The 20,083-nt window shown below is 35.2% G+C and carries 20 protein-coding genes and 1 tRNA gene; 13 read left to right on the top strand and 8 right to left on the bottom strand.

All coding sequences use genetic code 11. From position 1 onward, the window contains the following. Positions 1-6: 6 nt before the first annotated feature. Entirely contained in the window at positions 7-1,725 is a 1,719-nt protein-coding gene (locus VK161_RS07410) for an Omp28-related outer membrane protein (RefSeq protein WP_324214131.1), read from the bottom strand. 185 nt (positions 1,726-1,910) lie between these two features. Here VK161_RS07410 and VK161_RS07405 point away from each other — a divergent pair. Next, positions 1,911-1,984 (top strand) — tRNA-Ala (locus VK161_RS07405). Between the two features lie 41 nt (positions 1,985-2,025). On the opposite strand, the gene VK161_RS07400 is transcribed toward VK161_RS07405, so the two are convergent. Beyond that, entirely contained in the window at positions 2,026-2,598 is a 573-nt protein-coding gene (locus tag VK161_RS07400) for a DUF3109 family protein (RefSeq protein ID WP_324214130.1), read from the bottom strand. A 136-nt stretch (positions 2,599-2,734) separates the two neighbouring features. Between VK161_RS07400 and VK161_RS07395 the strand changes: the two genes are divergently transcribed. From VK161_RS07395 to VK161_RS07385, 3 genes are read left to right on the top strand one after another with little or no spacing between them, the layout of a single operon-like run. Next, complete coding sequence (locus tag VK161_RS07395; RefSeq protein WP_324214129.1) at positions 2,735-3,313, top strand: MarC family protein; 579 nt, start codon at positions 2,735-2,737, stop codon at positions 3,311-3,313. A 35-nt stretch (positions 3,314-3,348) separates the two neighbouring features. Beyond that, complete coding sequence (locus tag VK161_RS07390; RefSeq protein WP_324214128.1) at positions 3,349-3,546, top strand: hypothetical protein; 198 nt, start codon at positions 3,349-3,351, stop codon at positions 3,544-3,546. A 56-nt stretch (positions 3,547-3,602) separates the two neighbouring features. Beyond that, positions 3,603-4,211, top strand: coding sequence for an FAD-dependent oxidoreductase (locus VK161_RS07385; RefSeq protein ID WP_324214127.1), 609 nt, complete (start codon positions 3,603-3,605; stop codon positions 4,209-4,211). Here VK161_RS07385 and VK161_RS07380 read toward each other — a convergent pair whose 3' ends face one another. The 5 genes from VK161_RS07380 to VK161_RS07360 all read right to left on the bottom strand — a co-directional run bounded on the left by VK161_RS07380 (position 4,212) and on the right by VK161_RS07360 (position 8,768). Beyond that, positions 4,212-5,783 (bottom strand): S41 family peptidase, encoded by a 1,572-nt coding sequence (locus tag VK161_RS07380; protein ID WP_324214126.1) that lies wholly within the window; start codon positions 5,781-5,783, stop codon positions 4,212-4,214. A 119-nt stretch (positions 5,784-5,902) separates the two neighbouring features. After that, complete coding sequence (locus tag VK161_RS07375; RefSeq protein ID WP_324214125.1) at positions 5,903-6,406, bottom strand: hypothetical protein; 504 nt, start codon at positions 6,404-6,406, stop codon at positions 5,903-5,905. 95 nt (positions 6,407-6,501) lie between these two features. Beyond that, complete coding sequence (locus tag VK161_RS07370; protein ID WP_324214124.1) at positions 6,502-7,620, bottom strand: helix-turn-helix domain-containing protein; 1,119 nt, start codon at positions 7,618-7,620, stop codon at positions 6,502-6,504. A 9-nt stretch (positions 7,621-7,629) separates the two neighbouring features. After that, positions 7,630-8,058: a dCMP deaminase family protein gene (locus tag VK161_RS07365; protein ID WP_324214123.1), complete on the bottom strand. Its 429-nt coding sequence runs from the start codon at positions 8,056-8,058 to the stop codon at positions 7,630-7,632. A gap of 116 nt (positions 8,059-8,174) precedes the next feature. Next, positions 8,175-8,768 (bottom strand): HupE/UreJ family protein, encoded by a 594-nt coding sequence (locus VK161_RS07360; RefSeq protein WP_324214122.1) that lies wholly within the window; start codon positions 8,766-8,768, stop codon positions 8,175-8,177. 145 nt (positions 8,769-8,913) lie between these two features. On the opposite strand from VK161_RS07360, the gene VK161_RS07355 reads away from it, so the two are divergent. Beyond that, positions 8,914-9,345: a TerB family tellurite resistance protein gene (locus VK161_RS07355; RefSeq protein WP_324214121.1), complete on the top strand. Its 432-nt coding sequence runs from the start codon at positions 8,914-8,916 to the stop codon at positions 9,343-9,345. Between the two features lie 69 nt (positions 9,346-9,414). Here VK161_RS07355 and fbp read toward each other — a convergent pair whose 3' ends face one another. Beyond that, a complete protein-coding gene (gene fbp / locus VK161_RS07350; protein WP_324214120.1) occupies positions 9,415-10,425 on the bottom strand; it encodes a class 1 fructose-bisphosphatase in 1,011 nt (336 codons plus the stop codon). A 133-nt stretch (positions 10,426-10,558) separates the two neighbouring features. Between fbp and VK161_RS07345 the strand changes: the two genes are divergently transcribed. The 8 genes from VK161_RS07345 to VK161_RS07310 all read left to right on the top strand — a co-directional run bounded on the left by VK161_RS07345 (position 10,559) and on the right by VK161_RS07310 (position 19,922). Then, a complete protein-coding gene (locus VK161_RS07345; RefSeq protein ID WP_324214119.1) occupies positions 10,559-11,410 on the top strand; it encodes a M48 family metalloprotease in 852 nt (283 codons plus the stop codon). Positions 11,411-11,705: 295 nt separating this feature from the next. After that, on the top strand, positions 11,706-12,185 hold the full coding sequence (locus VK161_RS07340) for a GNAT family N-acetyltransferase (protein WP_324214118.1): 480 nt from the start codon (positions 11,706-11,708) through the stop codon (positions 12,183-12,185). Positions 12,186-12,360: 175 nt separating this feature from the next. Continuing rightward, positions 12,361-13,614 carry an aspartate kinase gene (locus VK161_RS07335; RefSeq protein ID WP_324214117.1) on the top strand — a complete coding sequence of 418 codons (1,254 nt, stop codon included), beginning with the start codon at positions 12,361-12,363 and terminating at the stop codon, positions 13,612-13,614. Positions 13,615-13,652: 38 nt separating this feature from the next. Further along, positions 13,653-13,859 (top strand): addiction module protein, encoded by a 207-nt coding sequence (locus tag VK161_RS07330; protein WP_324214116.1) that lies wholly within the window; start codon positions 13,653-13,655, stop codon positions 13,857-13,859. Continuing rightward, on the top strand, positions 13,859-14,161 hold the full coding sequence (locus VK161_RS07325; RefSeq protein WP_324214115.1) for a type II toxin-antitoxin system RelE/ParE family toxin: 303 nt from the start codon (positions 13,859-13,861) through the stop codon (positions 14,159-14,161). Before VK161_RS07330 ends, VK161_RS07325 begins: the two co-directional genes overlap by 1 nt. Before the next feature lie 242 nt (positions 14,162-14,403). Then, on the top strand, positions 14,404-17,817 hold the full coding sequence (locus VK161_RS07320; protein WP_324214114.1) for a hypothetical protein: 3,414 nt from the start codon (positions 14,404-14,406) through the stop codon (positions 17,815-17,817). A gap of 153 nt (positions 17,818-17,970) precedes the next feature. Next, positions 17,971-18,603 carry a hypothetical protein gene (locus VK161_RS07315; protein WP_324214113.1) on the top strand — a complete coding sequence of 211 codons (633 nt, stop codon included), beginning with the start codon at positions 17,971-17,973 and terminating at the stop codon, positions 18,601-18,603. A 341-nt stretch (positions 18,604-18,944) separates the two neighbouring features. Beyond that, positions 18,945-19,922, top strand: coding sequence for a ribonucleotide-diphosphate reductase subunit beta (locus tag VK161_RS07310; RefSeq protein WP_324214112.1), 978 nt, complete (start codon positions 18,945-18,947; stop codon positions 19,920-19,922). The last annotated feature ends 161 nt before the right edge of the window (positions 19,923-20,083 follow it).

Below are 20,083 nucleotides of genomic sequence, written 5' to 3'. Positions count from 1 at the left end.
CTATTTTTAGTTTAATACGATTTTGATTGTCTCTTCAACTGATTCTGATGTTAATTTAGCTAAATACACACCTCTTTGAAGGTTTGATAAATTTACAGAATCGTTATTAGACATATTGTTTTTTGTAAATACTACTTTACCAGTAATATCTGTAACTACTAAATCAAAATTAGATGCAGTAGTGAATGTAAAGATTCCTGTAGATGGGTTTGGATAAACAGAAGCTTTCACGGTTGAAAATTCATTATTACTTAACGGATTTGCAACACTAAATGGTTTTGCTTCTGAGCTTCCAAAAGTTCCACCTTCTGCACCTGAAATTAAAACACCATTTCCTAATATTTGGTAGCTTCCAACTCCGTAACCACTATTCATACCATCACCGTAAGAGTCTTCAATAGTAAAAGTATAACAATCGTTAGGTAACGTTAAGTCAATATCAGGTTGAGGATAAGCACCAGCAGCAGCAGCATCAGTATAAGTAGGGCTAATTGCAACAATTGCACCAGCAGAATTTCTTAACATCCAAGAAGTTTCAGATCCATAAGCATCTAAAGTGATTTTGATGGTAATATCAGAGCTGTCTGTTTCACCAGCTTTATCAAATGAAACTGTACCAGAATTATTTCCATTATTATCATCAGCAGGTATAGAAACATCTAAAGTGTTTGTTGGTTGTAAAGTATAGGTTGTTGCTGGTAATGTAACTGTTGTACGAGCAAGTGGATTTAAATTTCCAGTCCAATTGTATACTTGTGGAGTTCCTCCATTAATTGAGTATGATATTGGCAAACTAGTCAATTGTGTTTGACCATAGTTTTGAATTTCAACTTTTGGTTGAAGAGAAGTCACACATTGAGCATCAATACCTTTAACTTCTTTGATTTTCGCATCATTACTAGTTAAACCTGTGTAAGTTGGAGTGGTTCCGTTACCAGAAATAATTTTTTGTTGAGTTTCTGCCATAAAAGCAACTACTTCAAACTCTCCCATTTCAGCAACAATACTATTGTATGCTGCAGGAATTGTATAAGTGTAAGTTCTAGTCACAAAAGTACCAGCAGTAGTAGTGTTAATAGTTTCTCCCCATTGACCTGTCAACATATGAATCAATCTGTGTTGGTGGTTGTAATTGCTACCCATATTTCCACCTGTCTGTGGTCCTAATGTATTGTTTTGTAAAAACGCAACATTCAATCGGTTTGTAGAAACTGGGCTGGCACCTGTGTAATAAGCCTCAACCAAAACAGTCAAAACTCTAGTATTCACATCAATCGTAGCTGTTGTAGCTACATTCACATAAGAAGCTTGTGCCAATGTTTGGTTTGATGCATTAGTCCAATTGTTTCTATTCATTGCAGTTCCTGTTCCACCATTTTGAGACAAGCCTGCAAAAGCAGTACGATTAACCGTAGCAGCAGGATATCCTGTCAAACCAGTTTGGTTAGCAATAGCTGTTCCAAATGGAGTTCTAAAATCAGGCTGACCTGGTCCTGGTGTAGCAAAACCTCCAACGTGTACGTTAATCAAGAAAACATTGTTTGGATTGGAATTTTTAATAGTGTTTGCAATTGCATGCCCTTGTGGACAATAAACGCAATTCACCCCTGTAAATTCTTCAAGAATTACTTTTTTGTTTTGTGGCGCTGTACTCACAATAGTCTGAGCAAAAGCACTCACTCCCATAAAAGCAACAAAAAATAATGAAAGAGTAGTTTTTTTCATAAGTGGTTTAAAGTTAATAGTTTGTATTTGTTTTTTTTAAGTGAAGCAATATTATGCTTTTTTTTCAAATCAAAAAAACAATTTAGACATTTTTTCTTCATAATAAGTTAATATTAAATTGTTTGTAATATTTTACATTAAAAATAATTGATTTTTCAATTTTACTTTATATTTGTAAAAATTTTGGGGATGTAGCTCAGTTGGCTAGAGTGCTTGACTGGCAGTCAAGAGGTCGTGGGTTCGAGCCCCATCTTCTCCACTTTTAAAAACAAATAACGCCTTGTAATTCAAGGCGTTATTTTATTTTCCATTATTCAAATCTTCGGCTACTTTTTCTAATTCCATGTACCAATCGTCACCAAATCTTCTGATTAGAGCTTCTTTGACAAATTTATATATCGGAACTTGTAATTCTTTACCCAATGAACAAGCATCATCACAAATATCCCATCGATCATAGTTCACAGCAGCAAACTCGGTAAAATCTTTTACGCGAATGGGATACAAATGACATGAAACAGGTTTTTTCCAACTCACAACACCTTGGTTGTACGCTTGCTCGATTCCGCATAAAGCTGTTTTCCCATCAAAAATTACATACGCACAATCTTTGTTGTCAATCAATGGTGTTTCTAAATCTTGGTCAGTTCCTTTTACCCAAGTCCCTAATCGCTCAATGGCTTCAATGCCTTCTTTGCGTAGAAAAGGTTTTACTTTTGGATAAATTTCTTCTAAAATCTTAGTTTCTTCGGCACTCAAAGGAGCACCAGCGTCACCATCAACGCAACATGCACCGTGACATGCCGAAAGATTACACACAAAATCTTTTTCTAATATATCTTCCGAAACTATAGTCTTCCCTAACTGAAACATAACAATTGACTTTTTTTGGCCAAAGGTACAAAGGTTTTACTTTTTTTGTGCACTTAGTCTCGAATTGAAAATTACTTCACTATTTGCTCTACAACAATCAAGAAAGCATTAATTTTGCAACTTAAATGTATCGTTTATGTTAGGATTGGATTTTAAAGAAATTATAACCATAGGAATGGTGCTTTTTGCAGTAATTGATATCGTTGGAACAATTCCGATTATAGTTGAATTACGCCAGAAATTTGGTCATATCGAATCAGAAAAAGCTTCTCTTGTAGCAGGAGTTATTATGATTGTTTTTCTTTTTGTTGGTGAAGAATTGTTAAAGCTAATCGGAATTGACGTACATTCATTTGCAGTAGCGGGTTCGTTTGTACTTTTCTTTTTAGCTTTAGAAATGATCCTCGGAATTCGAATTTACAAAGAAGAAACCAATTCTTCAGCTTCCATTGTGCCTTTGGCTTTCCCTTTGATTGCTGGCGCTGGTACGATGACAACATTACTTTCTTTGCGCTCTCAATACGAAACAATCAACATCATAATTGCTATAATTCTGAACATTTTTGTAGTGTATGCCGTTTTAAAATCGTCTGCTAAAATCGAAAAAGTATTAGGTAAAAATGGATTAGGAGTCATCCGAAAAACCTTTGGAGTTGTCTTGCTAGCAATTGCTGTTAAATTATTTGCCGCTAATGTTAAAGGCTTGTTCGTTTAATTCAAAAATTGTTATTTTTGTTCCAAATTTATACCATGAAAATTTTTACCATCATATTGATTCTTATTGCAGTTGGCTTAATCGGTTTTAATTTAACCTTATTGGATTTTGAAAAACCTTTCGAAGGAAACAGCCTTGTTGCTTTAATAGGAATTGTTGCTTCTTTCTGTGCCGTTTTTATTCTTCTTATTTTTAGAATGTCTAAAAAAATTGAAGAACAACTTAAAAACTAACTTCAGTTTTCCTAACAGCAATAAGTACTTTAAATCTAGCTTCAATTTACCTATTTATGTTTGACGTTTTAATTATTGGCGGTGGCGTTTCGGGTGTTTCTTGTGCCTTGATTTTAGGATCAGCCAAAAACAAACCGTTTGTTACTGATAAAAAAATCGGAATCATCACACATCAAAAAGCTTCTTCTTTGCAAGATGCATTGTTCAATAATGCTTACGGAATTTCGGCAGGAAAATTAGGTTCTGATCTTTTGGTTGAAAGTGTTGAGCATCTTCAAAATTCGTATCCTCACATTATTCAAATACAAGGTGAAAAAGTAATGCGAATTGATGGCGAAGAAGGAAATTTTACCATTACCACTAATAAAAATTCGTACCAATCCAAATTGGTTGTCATCGGAATTGGTGCTGGAAATCCTTTTACTATTGATGGCTTAGAAGAATATGTGATACCGCATCAAAAAGTAATTCCAGAAAAAAATCGAATTCAACTTAAAAACACAGACCATAAAGTAACCAATGGCATTTATGTAACCGGAACTTTGGCTGGTTGGAGAAGTCAACTCTCTATTGCTGCTGGAAGTGGTGCTGCAGTTGCAACTGACATTCTAACTCTTTGGAATAACGGTGTGCATGTTCAAGTGCACGATAGCATCAAGAAATAATTACTTTACAATTGCTTTGATCATTTTGTCTTCTTTTAAAACAATCTGATAATAATAACTTTCACCCAACAATTGACGTGCAAATTCGGCTGCAATGTAGCGATTGACTAGCGCGCTGTTTTTTTCTAAATTGATTTCCAAACCTAAATTGGTTAAATACGTGGTGAAGTTTTTGATGTAATTTGGATTACTATTCACTTTTGCAACCAATTGTTGTACTTGTAATCCTTTGAATTCGCTTCGATTTTTATCCAATTGTTCAAAAACAAAATGTCCTAAAACGCCCGTATTCAAAATGTATTCCACGCTTTCTTGTCCGTGATTGGCTTCTAAACCTACAAAAACATCAGGTACGATTCCGCCGCCGCCATAAACAATTCGACCGTTTTTTGTTTTGAATTTCAATGAATCGGCAATTTTCATTTTGTCTTTTTCGTACAATTCGCCGCTTTCAAAACGCGATTCAAATTCGTTAATGTATTTTTCTTTGTCGCCTTTTGTGTAAGGCTTTTGTATCGAACGACCACTTGGTGTATAATAGCGTGAAGTTGTCAAGCGAACTGCCGAACCGTCTTCAAAATCAATTTCTCTTTGCACCAATCCTTTCCCAAATGAACGTCGCCCAACTACTATTCCGCGGTCATTATCCTGAATAGCTCCAGCCAGAATTTCACTTGCCGAAGCCGAATTTTCATTAATCAAAACATAGACTTTACCCGTTTCAAAATTTCCACCATCCGTTGCATACGTTTTGTCAATTTTACCTTTTTTGTTTTTGGTAAATACAATAAGTTGATCATCTTTTAGTAATTCATCGGCCAATTGAACCGCCATTTCTAAAAATCCGCCACCATTATCTCTAACATCAATTACCAATTCTTTCAACCCTTTTTGTTTCAAATTGAGTAATGCCGAATGAAATTCATTCCCTGTAGTTTCAGCAAAACGATTGATTTTGATGTAACCGACCGTTTTATTCAACATCACATAAGTATCCACACTTTTTATCGGCACTACTCCACGCTCTAACTGCACTTTAAATGTTTTATTCTCTGATTTTCGATAGACAGTTAAAGTCAATTTTGAACCTTCTTCACCTCTTAATTTTTTAAACAAAGTATCGTTGTGGATTTTCTTTCCAAATAATTTAAAGTTATTGGCATACAACAATCGATCGCCTGAACGAATCCCGGCGCGCGCTGCCGGACCGTTTTCAATTGGCTTTACAACAGCAACCGAATCTTTATACATGTAAAAATTAACTCCAATTCCAACAAAATCACCGCGCATACTTTCGGCTTCTTGCTTTTGCTCTTCTTTTGGGATGTATACCGAATGCGGATCTAAATTGGCCAAAATATTATTCACCGTCAAATCAACAATCGAATCGGTTTGTACCTCATCAACGTATTCATTATCGATGAAATTAATCAACGTATTGAGTTTGGTTTTGTAATTATTAGTCCCGAATGAAGGTTTGTCCATCGGATAATTAATTAACCCGCCAATGACGATGCCAATTGCCACGCAAGAGAAAAACAATAGAGGTAAATATATTTTGTTGATTTTCATGGAATACTACTATATCTTGATAACGAAGATATAAAAGCAAAAGTATGAATTGAGGTTGAGTTTTTGACCAAAACGCCTCTTAATATTTTAATAAATTTAAAGCTTCTGATTCGAATTTATTACATAGACAGTATTTTCTTGTTCAAGTTACAAACTATTGAAAACTGGTGATTCCCAATGCGGGAAAAAGGCTTGTTCTGGGTAGAAATATTGAATCCGTAGTAGAAAGTAACCACACCAAATGCACCCAAACCCAATTTTGGTGTAATTACAAAATCATTGTTTTTAAAATCGGTTTGGCATTTTGCTTCGAGAGCTGCAGAAACAAAAAGCAAACTGAATTCATATCCTACTTTCCATCCGTAAATGTGATTCTCTTCTTGAGGTTGGATTGTTGGAGAAAATTCTATCGATGAGTACATACTTTTACTTATGGGAAAATAACCTACTTCCATTAAAGAAAATTTTGAAATTCCCAATTCAGCAAAAAGTGATTTTTGAACCCCAAACCCACCATGAAAAGCAATAGATTCATCCCACTCTGGCTCTACTTTTTGAACTTCATCTTGTGAAAAAACACTCATTGAGAACAGAAAACACAGAACTACAACTTTAAATTTCATATCCATTATTTTTAAATTTGATATCAAAAATAACGTGCTTGAAAAACAGTAAAGTCCTAAAAAAACAGATTTGGATGATTCAGGACAAACTTAACCTACTGGTTTCTAAAGGCAATTGGAGTTAGTGACGTGAATTTTTTAAACGCCGCATAAAAAGTTGATTTAGAATTGAATCCACATTCCAATCCGATGGATTCAATGGTGTAGTTTTCAAACGATTTATCTTTCAAAAACTCTTTGGCTTTATTCACCCGAAATTGATTGATGTAATCCGAAAAATTATACTGACTTCCTTGATTGATGATTTGCGACAATAAACTTACACTTATATTCAGTTCTTCGGAAAGACTTTTCAACGACAAATTGGGATCAAGATAACAATCGGATTCTGTAATGTAATTCTCAATTTGATTGAATTTTTCGATTTTCTTAGTATTTTCTTCAAACGACTTAACTTGTTTATTTTTTGAAGATGCTTGTTCAATCACGCTTCTGATTTCTATACGTTCAGAAGTCAAATAATAGCGGAAAAAACCTTGGTAGCCAATCCAATACAACAAGAACGAACTGAATAATCGCAGCGGATAATAAATTACTATTTTAGGGTTTAAAAATGCATCCAGATTTAAAACTATCGCAAGAACCCATAACAACAACAATAAACTTCCGAAAAAAGAAAAATTTTTGAGCCATTTCATATCATCATAACGCAAGATATTTTGATACAAATGCGATCTTTTAAAAAGCAACTCAATCGCTTTTGCAAAAATAAATAGCGAATAAACTGCATTTACTATTTCTTCAATTTGGGCATATCGAGCAATAATCGAATTTTTATCTTGATTGTAATAATGAGGAAGCAAAAGTAAGCGCGCCAAAATCTCAAGTGAAAAAAGCACGATTGTCCAATAGAAAAATGAGGTTATCTTTTTTTCAATTTTCAGATAATGAATTAAAAAAAGGTAGAAAGAAGGAACAATTAGAACATAAAAAGGAATCAGCAGATTTCGAACAAAAAAATTGGATGCGGTAAAAACATTGTCAATCAATGCAATCTGCAGATTATTTAATGACAAAAACAACACTACCAAATTCAGAAAAACCAATGATTTCTCGCGACTGCGTTTGCCAAAAGAAGTGATGAAAATAAACAAAAAACCCTGAATTACTCCAGCAATCATGAAGAAGTTAAAGATACTTTTGGTTATTTCCATTTCGTAAATTTAATCTAACTCTTCTATTTGCAATACCTCAATTCCAGCTTTAACTAAAAAATCAATACCCGAAGTGTCGCGGTAACCGTTTTTGTATACCACGCGTTTGATTCCCGATTGATGAATCAATTTACTACATTCTTTGCAAGGAGAAAGTGTAATATATAAGGTAGAATTTTCGCACGATTGAGTAGAACGCGCTACTTTGGAAATGGCATTGGCTTCGGCATGTAAAACGTACCAATGCGTTAACCCTTCATCGTCTTCACAGCAGTTTTCAAACCCAGAAGGCGTTCCGTTGTAACCATCAGAAATAATCATTCGATCGCGAACGATGATGGCGCCTACTTGCTTGCGTTGACAATAAGAAAGTTTACTCCATTCGGCAGCAATTCTGAGATAAGCTTTATCGTATTTGTTTTGTTTTTGTTCTTTCATTTTTTGCCGCAAAGGCGCGAAGGCACTATGGTTAATTTAATACATACTGTGTCTTTTCTGCTCTAGAAAAGAAAATGCGTTTACAAATATAACTACTGATTTGCATCTAATCAACATTATCTTTTCCAAATTGGATTTTCGATAATAAGCGGAACGACAACTCCAATGACAAAGGCCGACATGACCAAAGTAAAATCGCGTTTGTTGAATCGAAAAAGTGTCTGAACAATAAAGGAAAGTAGTAAAACTGCTATAACTACAAGTATTTGCGCTGCTTCAATTCCAAGTGCAAACTCAAACAACGGAACTACTTTTTCTGAAGGATTTCCGGGTAAAATACTTTTAAAATAATTCGAAAACCCTAATCCGTGAATCACTCCAAAGAAAACCGTAATTGCTCCAATAAAAGTGATACTTTCTTGCTTTGATGATTTTCCAGCGGTAAATAAATTAAAAAAAGCGGTAACTAGAATGGTAATTGGTATGAGAAATTCTACTAAAGTTGCTTTTACCGTTACAATATTAAAAACCGATAACAAAAGGGCAAAAGTGTGACCAATAGTAAACAATGTAACTAACAATAGTATTCGCTTCCAATCTTTAAAAGCATATGGAACAGTGAGAGCAATTAAAAAAAGTACATGATCGTAACCATTAATATCTAAAACATGGCTGAGACCAATTTTGAAATAAATCCAAAAATCTGTCATAGTAGGTGATTTTTTTAGCAATTTTGGAATGTAAACTTACAATTTATTTTAAATCACTTCAAAAAAAGACTCTTAAAATCGTTTAAAAACAATTTCCATTTTTGAGGAATTAGAATTATATTTGCATCATAAAACCAATATAATTATGTCATTTTCAGATTTATTTGATAGCGAATTTAAAACTAGAAATAAAGGTCATTTCTCAGCAATTGTTCGTGTTGCTACTTCAGATGGTGAATTAAGCCCAGAAGAAAAAACATTTTTAGACAAACTTGCGGTTCGTTTAGAAATTTCAAAAGAAGAATACGAAGAAATTTTAGAAAATCCATTAAAATACCCGATTAATCCACCGTATTCTTATGCTCATCGTTTGGAGCGTTTGTATGATTTGTCGAGAATGGTATACGTAGATCACGTTTTAGGACCAAAACAAAAAGACGTTTTGACCAAATTTGCATTGGCATTAGGTTTTACACCGGGAAATGTAAATTACATTGTTGACAAAGCATTATCGTTATTAGTAATGGGTGTAGATTTAGACACATTTACTTTTGAAATGATGCACATGAATAAATAAAAATATCTTTCAAACAATAAAAAACCTCCGAGAAATCAGAGGTTTTTTTATTTATTTCTAATTGTAAATTTATTCTTTCGCTTCTTTCATAAATTCTTCGGCTTTGGCAACCATGTTGTAGCTTCCACAGAAAAACGGAACGCGTTCGTGCAATTCGGTAGGTTGAATTTCCATAATTCTCCGATAGCCATCAGAGGCTTTTCCGCCCGCTTGTTCTGCAATAAAAGCCATCGGATTACATTCGTAGAGCAAACGCAATTTCCCTTTCGGTGCTTTAAAACTGGTTGGGTAAATGTAAATTCCGCCTTTAATCATATTTCTGTGAATGTCTGAAACCAAACTACCAATGTAACGGGAAGTATACGGACGATCACCTTCTTCCAACTGACAGTATTTAATGTAATTTTTTACTCCTTGCGGAAAATGCACATAATTTCCTTCGTTAATCGAATAAATGGTTCCGTCTTTTGGGTATTTCATATTCGGATGCGATAAGTAAAATGTACCAATCGCTGGATTCAAGGTAAATCCATTTACTCCATGTCCAGTTGTATAGACCAACATAGTTGACGTTCCGTAAATCACGTATCCAGCAGCTACTTGTTGGGTTCCAGGTTGTAAAAAATCTTCTGAAGTTACGGGTGTTCCAATGGGTGTTTTTCTTCTAAATACCGAAAAAATAGTTCCCACAGAAACATTCACATCAATATTCGACGAACCGTCCAACGGATCCATCAAAACTACATATTTATTGCTGTGACTGTTATCACTTCCGGCAACGGTAATAAAATCGTCGTTTTCTTCCGAGGCAATTCCGCATACAATTTCGCGATTGATCAGGGTTTGAATAAAAACCTCATTCGCGTAAACATCAAGTTTTTGTTGGTCTTCGCCTTGAACATTTTGCTCTCCAGCTGCGCCTACAATATCGACCAAACCGGCTTTGTTTACCTTGTAGTTGACCACTTTTGCTGCTAAACGAATGGAGTTGATAATTCGGGATAATTCGCCCGACGAATATTGAAAAGCATTCTGGTTTTCGATGATAAATTCACCTAAGGTTTTGTTGCGTTCTTCCATTACGAAATCGTTGTAGTTGTTTGTGCAAATATCGCTTTTTTTATTAAATTTTATCCTAGATCAGGTAAAATTTATACTACATTTTTTTATCAAACTTATTTTATCTTTGTGTCTGAATTTTAAATCAAAATCTATGAAATTTAAATTTTTGTTTATAGTACTATTGACGGCTTTTTCAAGTGTAAAAATGATGAGCCAAATCGATGTTGATAAAACTTTAGGTGCACTTCAAAATGGCGTTGCTAGTTTTACGTTTAGCAATGACGATGCTGCGGCACTTTCAAAAGAAGCAGTGCGTAAAATGGACTCAATGAATGTGGTTGCCGGACCAAAAGACGGTTATACGTTACGATTGAATAGAGTTTTTAGAAAACACGCCAATGAAAACGGATTAACCCTGAATTATAAGGTATACATTTCAAAAGAAGTAAATGCTTTTGCTACTGCCGATGGAAGCATTCGTGTATTCTCAGGTTTGATGGACATTATGGATGATAATCAATTGTTGGCCGTAATTGGTCACGAAATTGGTCACGTTGTCAATCAGGATTCAAAAGATGCAATTAAAACCGCCTATAGAAAAGCGGCTTTGATGGGCGCAGTTTCTTCCACTTCTACTAAAGTAGCCAATGTCACTGAAGGACAAATTGGTCAGATTGCCAGTGCTATTTTAGACAGTAAATACAGCCGTAAACAAGAATCAGAAGCCGATACGTTTTCGTATGATTTTATGAAACGAAACGGTTATGATGTGAATGCAGTTGAATCGGCTTTTGCTATTTTAGCCAGATTAAGTGGCAATGCCGAAGCCAACTTTTTCAACAAAATGATGAGTTCGCATCCCGACCCGAACAACAGAGCTGAAACCGCCAAAAAAAGAGCGATTGCCGATGGATTGTACAAAGCCTACATTCAAAAACCAATCAACAACAAAGCAACTACAACTCCGGTTAAAAAAACCACAACTAAAAAGAAGAAAAAATAAAAGGTTCAATTTATTTTGTTTTTTAAACTTGACCACGAATTCACGAATTTAACAATCAAACTATTTGATTTTATTCGAATTTTCATCGCAGATGAACAAATTTAAACACAAGGCATTACTTAATTTGTGAACCTGACTACCGACAGGCAGGTTCGAAGCCAAAATCGGCTTAAAACCATTTTAGCTTCTGTTAAATATTTTCAATTAAAAACACAAATTCCAAATTCCAATTGTACTCTTGGGATTTGGAATTTTCATTTTAGTACATTTACAACCTTCAAAAAAAGAAACGTTTATGATCATACGAAAAGGAACTCCAAACGACATGCCAGCGGTTTTGGACTTGATAAAAGAATTGGCCATTTTTGAAAAAGAACCCGATGCGGTCGTCGTAACTGTGGATGATTTGATTCGGGATGGTTTTGGCGAAAACCCATTGTTTCACACTTTTGTTGCTGAAACTAATGGTTCAATCATTGGAATCGCGCTGTATTATTACCGCTACTCCACTTGGAAAGGAAAAACCATTCATTTGGAAGATTTAATTGTAAAGGAAAACCAACGTGGAACTGGCGCTGGATTTGCTCTTTACAGCGAAATCATCGCTCAAGGCAAACGCGACAACGTTCGAAGAATTGAGTGGAACGTACTCGATTGGAATACACCTGCTATTGAGTTTTATAAAAAAACAGGCGCAAAAATTCTCGACGATTGGCGAGTAGCACAAATGGACGAAGAAGGAATTAATGAGTTTCTTTCCAGAAATACCAAATGACAAGCTCCAAATGACAAATAAATCCCAAACTCTAAATCCTAAATTCTGAAACTTTCGGATTTGAAATTTACTTTTTTGGATTTTCACTTTTTTTGTACTTTTTTGGGATTTGTTTTTTGTTTTTTGGAACTTGAATTTTTTACCTTTGGAACTTATTTGAAATTGAAAACATAATATGAGAATATTCAAATTTGGTGGCGCTTCTGTAAAAGACGCCGATGGTGTAAAAAACGTATACGATGTACTTCAAAAAGTAGGTCATGAAGATGTATTGGTGGTGATCTCAGCTATGGGAAAAACAACTAACGCTTTGGAAGTTGTCATCAAAAATTATTTTGAAAAATCGAATGAATTCCACGCTTCACTGCAAGAGGTTCGCAAATACCACAACCAAATTTTACTTGATTTGTTCGACGATGAAGAACACGATGTTTTCTTCGCTGTCAACAGTCATTTTGCCGATTTAGAGTATTTTTTACGCAGTAATAAATCGCCCAATTATAATTTTGTTTACGATCAAGTGATTAGTTTCGGTGAAATTGTTTCGACTACGATTGTGAGTCATTATTTCAACGAACAAGGATTAAAAAACAACTGGATTGACGTTCGCAATTTCATTAAAACCGACGCAACCTATCGCGATGCCAATGTAGATTGGGAACAAACTCAAAAATTAATTTCAAAAGGTGTTAAGAAAAAAGCACTCAACATCACTCAAGGTTTTATTGGTTCGGACGAAAACAATTTTACCACTACTTTAGGTCGTGAAGGTTCGGATTATACCGCAGCCATTTTTGCTTATTGTTTGAGTGCCGAAAGTGTGACGATTTGGAAAGATGTTCCCGGAGTACTTAATGCCGATCCGCGTTATTTTGAAAATGCGGTTTTGCTGAATCAAATTTCCTACCGCGAAGCCATCGAATTGGCATTTTATGGCGCTTCTGTCATTCACCCAAAAACCTTACAACCGTTACAGAAAAAGGAAATTCCGCTTTTTGTAAAATCGTTCATTAATCCGCTTTTACCGGGAACTTCGGTTTCTAAAGGTCAGGATTTAGAACCCAAAACCTCGTGTTTCATCGTTAAGAAAAACCAATTATTAATCTCACTTTCGTCCATCGACTTCTCCTTCATCATGGAAGAAAACATCAGCGAAATATTTGGTTTACTCCACAAATACAAAATCAAAGTAAGTTTGATTCAAAACACCGCCATCAGTTTCTCCATTTGCATCGAAGATAAATTTGGCAATTTCAATGAACTGAAAACCATTCTTTCTAAAAAATTCAAAGTATCGTTCAACGAAAATGTGTCGCTGTACACCATTCGCCACTTCACCAAAGAAGCCGCCGAAATGGTTGAAAAAGACAAAACAGTTTTGGTCAAACAAATTTCAAGAGAAACAATGCAGATTGTAACTAAAGAATAATGTAAAGAAATTTAGTATCTTTATAAAAAGTTTTTTAAATGAAAATCAAAGATTTAGAAAAATTTTCTGACGCTGAAAAAATAGCTCTTGCAGAAGAATTGTGGGACAGTGTTTCTAAAAAGGATATTGAACTTACAACTGACATCAAAAAAGAGTTAGACCACAGATTAAAGCAAGTAGCAGAAGAAAAGACAGAATACTACACTTGGAATGAAGTGAAAAACCATTTGAAAAAAGTGCGTTAATGATTCCTGTTGTTTTCATAAAAGAAGCATTATTTGATATTGAAGAAATAGTGATATGGTATGAAGAACAACGAGAAGGTCTTTCCTACGACTTTGAACTTTGCCTGGAAGTGGGAATAAATGAAATTCAAAGAAATCCATCTGCTTTTCAAAAGAGATATAAATCAGTGAAGATTCGATTTATTCAGCGTTTCCCTTATGGAATTCATTATATTGTAAAGGAAGATAAAATTTTGGTTTTGGGTATTTTTCACACTTCAAGATCACCCAAAAATTGGTCTAAAAGAATAAACCGAATTTAGCAAAACAAATTTCAAGAGAAACAATGCAGATTGTGACTAAGGAGTAATTTTCTCCATACTTTCTATACCTTTTTTAGACAATCTTGTCATTCCGAAAGCCTGTTCCGAGTTTTCGAAAAGTGAGGAATCTCATAAAGAGATACTTCCTTTGTCAGGAAGTCAAGTTTGAGGTTTTATCACAAAAGCCATCCGATTTTTCCAATTATAAATACTACTTTTGACTTTTTAGAGTTATACTAATTATGCTGAAAAAGTGGTTTTTATTAGTGTTTTTGTTTTGCATTTCTGGAGCTGTGGCTCAGGAAATCAAATCATCCTATGCTACCAAAAAAATCGCTTTCACCAAAGACACGATTTCCATCGAAAAAAAAAGCATCAACTCTACTTCGTTTAAAATTGTAACTAAAGAAGGAGTTGAAATTGATTCAACCAATTACAAAGTGGATTTTAAAAAAGGAACACTGCTTTTCAATGAAAACTTCACCTCAAACGATTCATTAACCATCAATTACCTCAACTTTCCGGATTTTTTGACCAAAATTTACTCTGCTTATGACGATGCAGTTATTGTTCCAAATGATTCCGGACAATTGTACGCCATCAAACAAAATAAAGCGGCACTTTTTAAACCCTTTGACGGATTGACCACTTCGGGAAGCATTACGCGAGGAATCACCTTTGGCAACAACCAAAATGCAACCGTAAATTCCAATCTCGATTTACAAATTTCGGGAAAAATTTCGGATAAAGTAAGTTTGCGTGCTTCCATTCAAGACAGTAATATTCCGCTTCAAGACAGTGGTTATTCGCAGCGATTGGACGAATTTGACCAGATTTTTATCGAACTTTTTTCCGAGCGATGGAACGTTCGCGGCGGCGATTTATTCCTAGAAAACCGTCAATCAAAATTCCTCAATTTCAACAAAAAAGTACAAGGCCTTTCCACCCGATTTACCTTCGGAAAACCTGAAACTAAAACCGAAGTTTTTGCTTCTGGAGCAATCGTTCGAGGTCAATATGCTCGTAGTTCGATCGTTGGTCAAGAAGGAAATCAAGGTCCGTATAAACTGCGCGGCAGCAACGGCGAATTGTACGTTTTAATCATCTCGGGTTCGGAACGTGTTTTTGTTAACGGAATTTTACAAGAGCGTGGCGAAAACAAACAATACACGATCGATTACAACGCAGGCGAAATCACATTTACCTCGCTTTTCCCTATTACTTCCGAAATGCGTATCGAAATAGAATACCAATATTCGGATCGTAATTTCACCCGATTTGTAACCTATGGCGGAGCACATCATTACGCTAAAAAATGGAATTTGGGCGGTTATTTGTATTCGGAAAATGATGTAAAAAACCAACCTTTACAGCAGAATCTCTCCGAAGAACAGGTCGCGATTTTACAGAACGCAGGCGATAATTCTGATTTGATGACCGCGCCTTCTGCTTTTGAAGATGGCTATTCTGAAAACAAAATTCTCTACCGAAAAATACTTGTTGGCAGCACAGAAGTATTTGAATATTCCAACAATCCAAACGATGTTTTGTACAGCGTTCGATTTTCACTTGTAGGCAATAATTTAGGAAATTACGTTCTTGCCAATAATCAAGCAATTGGCAAAATTTATGAGTACGTTGCGCCCATAGGCGGCATTCCACAAGGAAATTACGAACCGATTATTCGACTCATCGCGCCCACTAAAATCCAAATTGCCACACTTCTAGGAAAATACAATCCGTCTGAAAAAACTGCTGTCGATTTTGAGATTGGAGTAAGCAATAATGATGTCAATTTGTATTCTTCCATCGATGATGAAAATAATAAAGGTGTAGCTGGGAAAATCAATTTCAAACAACGATTGCTGACCAAAAAGTTTACTTTGGATGCCTTTGGAAACTACCAACTCATTCAAAAAGATTTCAAAACCATTGAACGTTTGTTTACTATCGAATTCAACCGTGATTGGAACATTACCGCTCCAATTGGGAATCAAAGTTTATTGATTTCGGGTTTGGATTGGAACTATAAAAAAGACGATTTCAGCTTTGGAAATGCTAAATATCAATTTGAAAAACTGGATTTCTCCGATAGTTTTTCTGGCAATCGTCATCTGATCAATGGTTTTTACAAAAGCAAAAACTGGACGTTTCAAAACCAATCGAGTGCGTTGAAAAGCGACGGAAATTATTCCAAATCCGAATTCATCCGAAGCGACACCCGAACTAAATTCCATTTCAAAAAAAATTGGGTTGGCGGTAGTTTCCGTATGGAAGACAACAACGAACGCTTGATGGCAACACAACAACTTTCTGCTTTAAGTCAGCGTTTTTCAGAATACGGAACTTTTGTGGGTCGCGGTGATTCGACCAAAGTATATGTAGAATTAGGTTATTTGCTCCGTAAAAATGACAGTTTACAAAACGGATTTGTACAACGCGTCAACACTTCAAATTCGTATTATTTAAAGTCGCGCTTACTTAAAACCGATAAAAGTGAATTGGCTCTTTTTGTCAATTATCGAAATTTAAAGTTTGAAGAGGCAACTCGAAAAGACGAACCTTCGCTGAACTCACGTCTTTTGTATAACGACAGTTATTTCAAAAATTTCATTCAAGTATCAACCTCGTATGAAACTTCTTCGGGAACCATTCCACAACAAGAGTTCACCTATTTAGAAGTCGAACCCGGACAAGGTGTTTATATGTGGAACGACTACAACAGCAACGGAATTCAAGAATTGCAAGAATTTGAAGTCGCGCCTTTTCCCGATCAAGCCAAATACGTTCGCGTGTTTTTACCCAATCAGATTTTCATCAAAACCCATCAGAATAAGTTTGCACAATCGTTGACATTTAATCCGGCAAATTGGCAAAACGCAACAGGTTTCAAAAAACTTCTTTCGCATTTTTACAATCAAACGGCGTTCAATATTGATCGAAAAATCATTCGCAACAGCGGCAATTTTGATTTGAATCCGTTTTCCAACAACGAAGACGAGTTACTCGGTTTAAGTTCGGCTTTCCGAAATAGTTTCTACTACAATAAAGGAAGGCAAAAACATTCGGTTACGTACACCTATTTAAGTAGTAAGACCCAAAATTTGTTATCCATTGGTTTGCTCAAAAGCGAAAACAACTCACATCAATTTCAATATACGCATTTGTACAAAGAGAACTGGCTCATTAATTTACTTGGAAAAACGCTTTTTTCTACCACCGAATCGGATACGTATTCGTCGCGTAATTTTGAAATTACTGGCTATCAATACAATCCGAAATTATCGTACGTGTTCAATAAAAACAATAGTTGGGACGTTTTTTACGAATACCAAATCAAAGAAAACCAAATCGCCAATTTCGAAAAATTACAACAAAATCGGTTTGGAACATCGTTTACGTATTCAGGCAAAAAACAATTCACAGCCAGCGGAGAATTTTCACTGTACAACAATAAGTACGAAGGAAATGCACTTTCCGCAGTTGGTTTTCAAATGCTCGAAGGATTGCAACCTGGGAAAAATCAAACGTGGCGACTCTTAATCCAGAAAAACCTGACGCAGTATTTAGACATCAACATCAATTACCAAGGTAGAAAAAGCGAAACCAGTCAAGCGATTCATACCGGAAGTGTTCAGTTGAGAGCTTATTTTTAGAAGTCATCCATTTTCTATCGCTGCAAAAGTCTGAACCCAAAAAAGCATCTTTAATTTTTGTAGAATGATTTTTACAACTTATTGTTTTGGAATGGTTGTTGTTTAAAAAAATTTGTTAATTTTAATCTTTAATAACCTAATTTACAATTTACAATGAAAAAACTAATTCTGTTGTGCTTGGTGTTTATTTTCTCAAACACGTTTTATGCACAAGAAACTGCAACTAAAGCTAAAAAAGCCAAAGCTAAAACTGAAAAAACAGTAAAAGAAAAAGCTGATAAAGCCAAAAAAGAAACCAAATCAGCCACTTCAAAAGCAAAAAAAGAAGCCGAAGAGAAAACTTCGAAAGCGAAAAAAGAAACAAAAGAAAAAGCTACTAAAGCAAAAGCTGAAGTAAAAGACAAAGCAACTAAAACAAAAAAAGAGGCCGAATCAAAAGCTACTAAACTTAAAAAAGACGGTACTCCAGACAAACGTTTCAAAGATGCTGCTGAAACCAAAGCTAAAGAAACTAAAGCTTCTGCAACTGGTAAAGCCAAATCAGCTGAAGGAAAAGCAAAGGCAGAAACCAACAAAGCCAAAGCTAAAGTAAAAAAACTGTCTCCAGCTGAAGAAAAAGAAGACATAAAAGAAACCGCTGCTTCTAAAGCTGCTGAGAAAAAAGTAGCCGACAAAGTAACCGGAAAATACAAAGGAAGAAAAGTATATACTGGTCCACGTGGCGGAAAATACTACATCAACAAAAACGGAAACAAAACGTATATTGATGCTGAGCAAGAAGAGTAATATCTGATTCAAAAACAAATTTTAAAAACCGCAGTTTTCACAATTGAAAAACTGTGGTTTTTTTTATTTACAATTCCGTAACACGACGTTGCGAAAACTTCACGAAAATTAATTTTCAAAATCGATAAATCCCTTGTTTTTAGTGGGTTTTGTCGATTTTTTGATTTATAACTATTTGTTAACCAATAATTTACATTCAACCTGCAAAATAGTATTTTTCCTACGCATTGTTAAAAACTAAAGTCAATTGTGGATAAGTTTGACTTTCTTTTTTGCTTTCAAATGACAATCTTTGTAACACATCAAAAGAGTTAAAAAAACCTTAAAAAAATCCCTGAATTATGTCATTCGTAGAACCTATTCTTAAAGAGAACAAAGATCGCTTCGTGATATTCCCGATTAAGCATCAAGATATTTGGGAATGGTACAAAAAACAAGAAGCCTGTATTTGGACTGCTGAAGAAATTGATTTGCACACCGATTTAAACGATTGGAACAACAAATTAAATGCCGATGAAAAGTACTTCATTAAGCACATTCTTGCTTTTTTCGCAGCTTCTGACGGAATTGTAAACGAAAACTTAGCCGAAAACTTTGTAAGCGAAGTACAATATCCGGAAGCTAAATTTTTCTACGGATTTCAATTAATGATGGAAAACATCCACAGCGAAACCTATTCGCTGTTGATTGACACGTACGTAAAAGACGAGGCCGAAAAAAACCAATTATTCCACGCCATCGAAGTGTTTCCTGCTATCAAAGAAAAAGCAGAATGGGCATTGCGTTGGATTGAATCACCAAGTTTTGCCGAACGCCTAATTGCTTTTGCTGCGGTAGAAGGTATTTTCTTTTCAGGATCATTCTGCTCGATTTTCTGGTTGAAAAAACGCGGATTAATGCCTGGATTGACCTTCTCTAACGAATTAATTTCTCGTGATGAAGGAATGCACTGCGACTTTGCCGTTCACTTACACCGCAATCACATCGTAAATAAAGTTCCGAAAGAACGCATCACCGAAATTTTGACCGACGCCTTAAACATCGAACGCAAATTCATTACCGAATCACTTCCTGTGAGTTTAATCGGAATGAACGCCAACTTGATGACACAATATTTAGAATTCGTAACCGACCGCTTATTAGTAGAATTAGGTTGCGACCGGGTGTACAACTCATCCAATCCATTTGATTTTATGGACATGATTTCGCTTCAAGGGAAAACCAATTTCTTTGAAAAACGCGTGGCCGAATACCAAAAAGCCGGCGTAATGAACAGCGATTCTGAGTCGAGTAAAATCAGTTTCGACGCCGATTTCTAAGTTACAGCTTTTAGTCATCAGCAATTAGCTGAACTTGCTTAAAAGAAAAAACTCTAAACAATCCATTCAGGCTTTATTAAAAAAAAGGCTAAATGCTGATGCCTGACAGCTAATAGCTATTAACAAATAACCCGAAATAGAGAAGGGATTTTCTATTTCAC

Source organism: Flavobacterium sp. (assembly GCF_035299245.1).
Classification (GTDB): domain Bacteria; phylum Bacteroidota; class Bacteroidia; order Flavobacteriales; family Flavobacteriaceae; genus Flavobacterium.
The sequence above is the reverse complement of the archived record's forward strand: the minus strand, read 5'-3'. Positions and strand labels throughout refer to the sequence as shown.

Coding starts and splice junctions, on each gene's coding strand:
- VK161_RS07375 (WP_324214125.1), bottom strand. CDS start 6,406: ATGAAATTTAAAGTTGTAGTTCTGTGTTTTCTGTTCTCAATGAGTGTT.
- VK161_RS07365 (WP_324214123.1), bottom strand. CDS start 8,058: ATGAAAGAACAAAAACAAAACAAATACGATAAAGCTTATCTCAGAATT.
- VK161_RS07310 (WP_324214112.1), top strand. CDS start 18,945: ATGTCATTCGTAGAACCTATTCTTAAAGAGAACAAAGATCGCTTCGTG.
- VK161_RS07380 (WP_324214126.1), bottom strand. CDS start 5,783: ATGAAAATCAACAAAATATATTTACCTCTATTGTTTTTCTCTTGCGTG.
- VK161_RS07315 (WP_324214113.1), top strand. CDS start 17,971: ATGAAAAAACTAATTCTGTTGTGCTTGGTGTTTATTTTCTCAAACACG.
- VK161_RS07390 (WP_324214128.1), top strand. CDS start 3,349: ATGAAAATTTTTACCATCATATTGATTCTTATTGCAGTTGGCTTAATC.
- VK161_RS07370 (WP_324214124.1), bottom strand. CDS start 7,620: ATGGAAATAACCAAAAGTATCTTTAACTTCTTCATGATTGCTGGAGTA.
- VK161_RS07410 (WP_324214131.1), bottom strand. CDS start 1,725: ATGAAAAAAACTACTCTTTCATTATTTTTTGTTGCTTTTATGGGAGTG.
- VK161_RS07345 (WP_324214119.1), top strand. CDS start 10,559: ATGAAATTTAAATTTTTGTTTATAGTACTATTGACGGCTTTTTCAAGT.
- VK161_RS07330 (WP_324214116.1), top strand. CDS start 13,653: ATGAAAATCAAAGATTTAGAAAAATTTTCTGACGCTGAAAAAATAGCT.
- VK161_RS07320 (WP_324214114.1), top strand. CDS start 14,404: ATGCTGAAAAAGTGGTTTTTATTAGTGTTTTTGTTTTGCATTTCTGGA.
- VK161_RS07385 (WP_324214127.1), top strand. CDS start 3,603: ATGTTTGACGTTTTAATTATTGGCGGTGGCGTTTCGGGTGTTTCTTGT.
- VK161_RS07400 (WP_324214130.1), bottom strand. CDS start 2,598: ATGTTTCAGTTAGGGAAGACTATAGTTTCGGAAGATATATTAGAAAAA.
- VK161_RS07340 (WP_324214118.1), top strand. CDS start 11,706: ATGATCATACGAAAAGGAACTCCAAACGACATGCCAGCGGTTTTGGAC.
- fbp (WP_324214120.1), bottom strand. CDS start 10,425: ATGGAAGAACGCAACAAAACCTTAGGTGAATTTATCATCGAAAACCAG.
- VK161_RS07335 (WP_324214117.1), top strand. CDS start 12,361: ATGAGAATATTCAAATTTGGTGGCGCTTCTGTAAAAGACGCCGATGGT.
- VK161_RS07395 (WP_324214129.1), top strand. CDS start 2,735: ATGTTAGGATTGGATTTTAAAGAAATTATAACCATAGGAATGGTGCTT.
- VK161_RS07325 (WP_324214115.1), top strand. CDS start 13,859: ATGATTCCTGTTGTTTTCATAAAAGAAGCATTATTTGATATTGAAGAA.
- VK161_RS07360 (WP_324214122.1), bottom strand. CDS start 8,768: ATGACAGATTTTTGGATTTATTTCAAAATTGGTCTCAGCCATGTTTTA.
- VK161_RS07355 (WP_324214121.1), top strand. CDS start 8,914: ATGTCATTTTCAGATTTATTTGATAGCGAATTTAAAACTAGAAATAAA.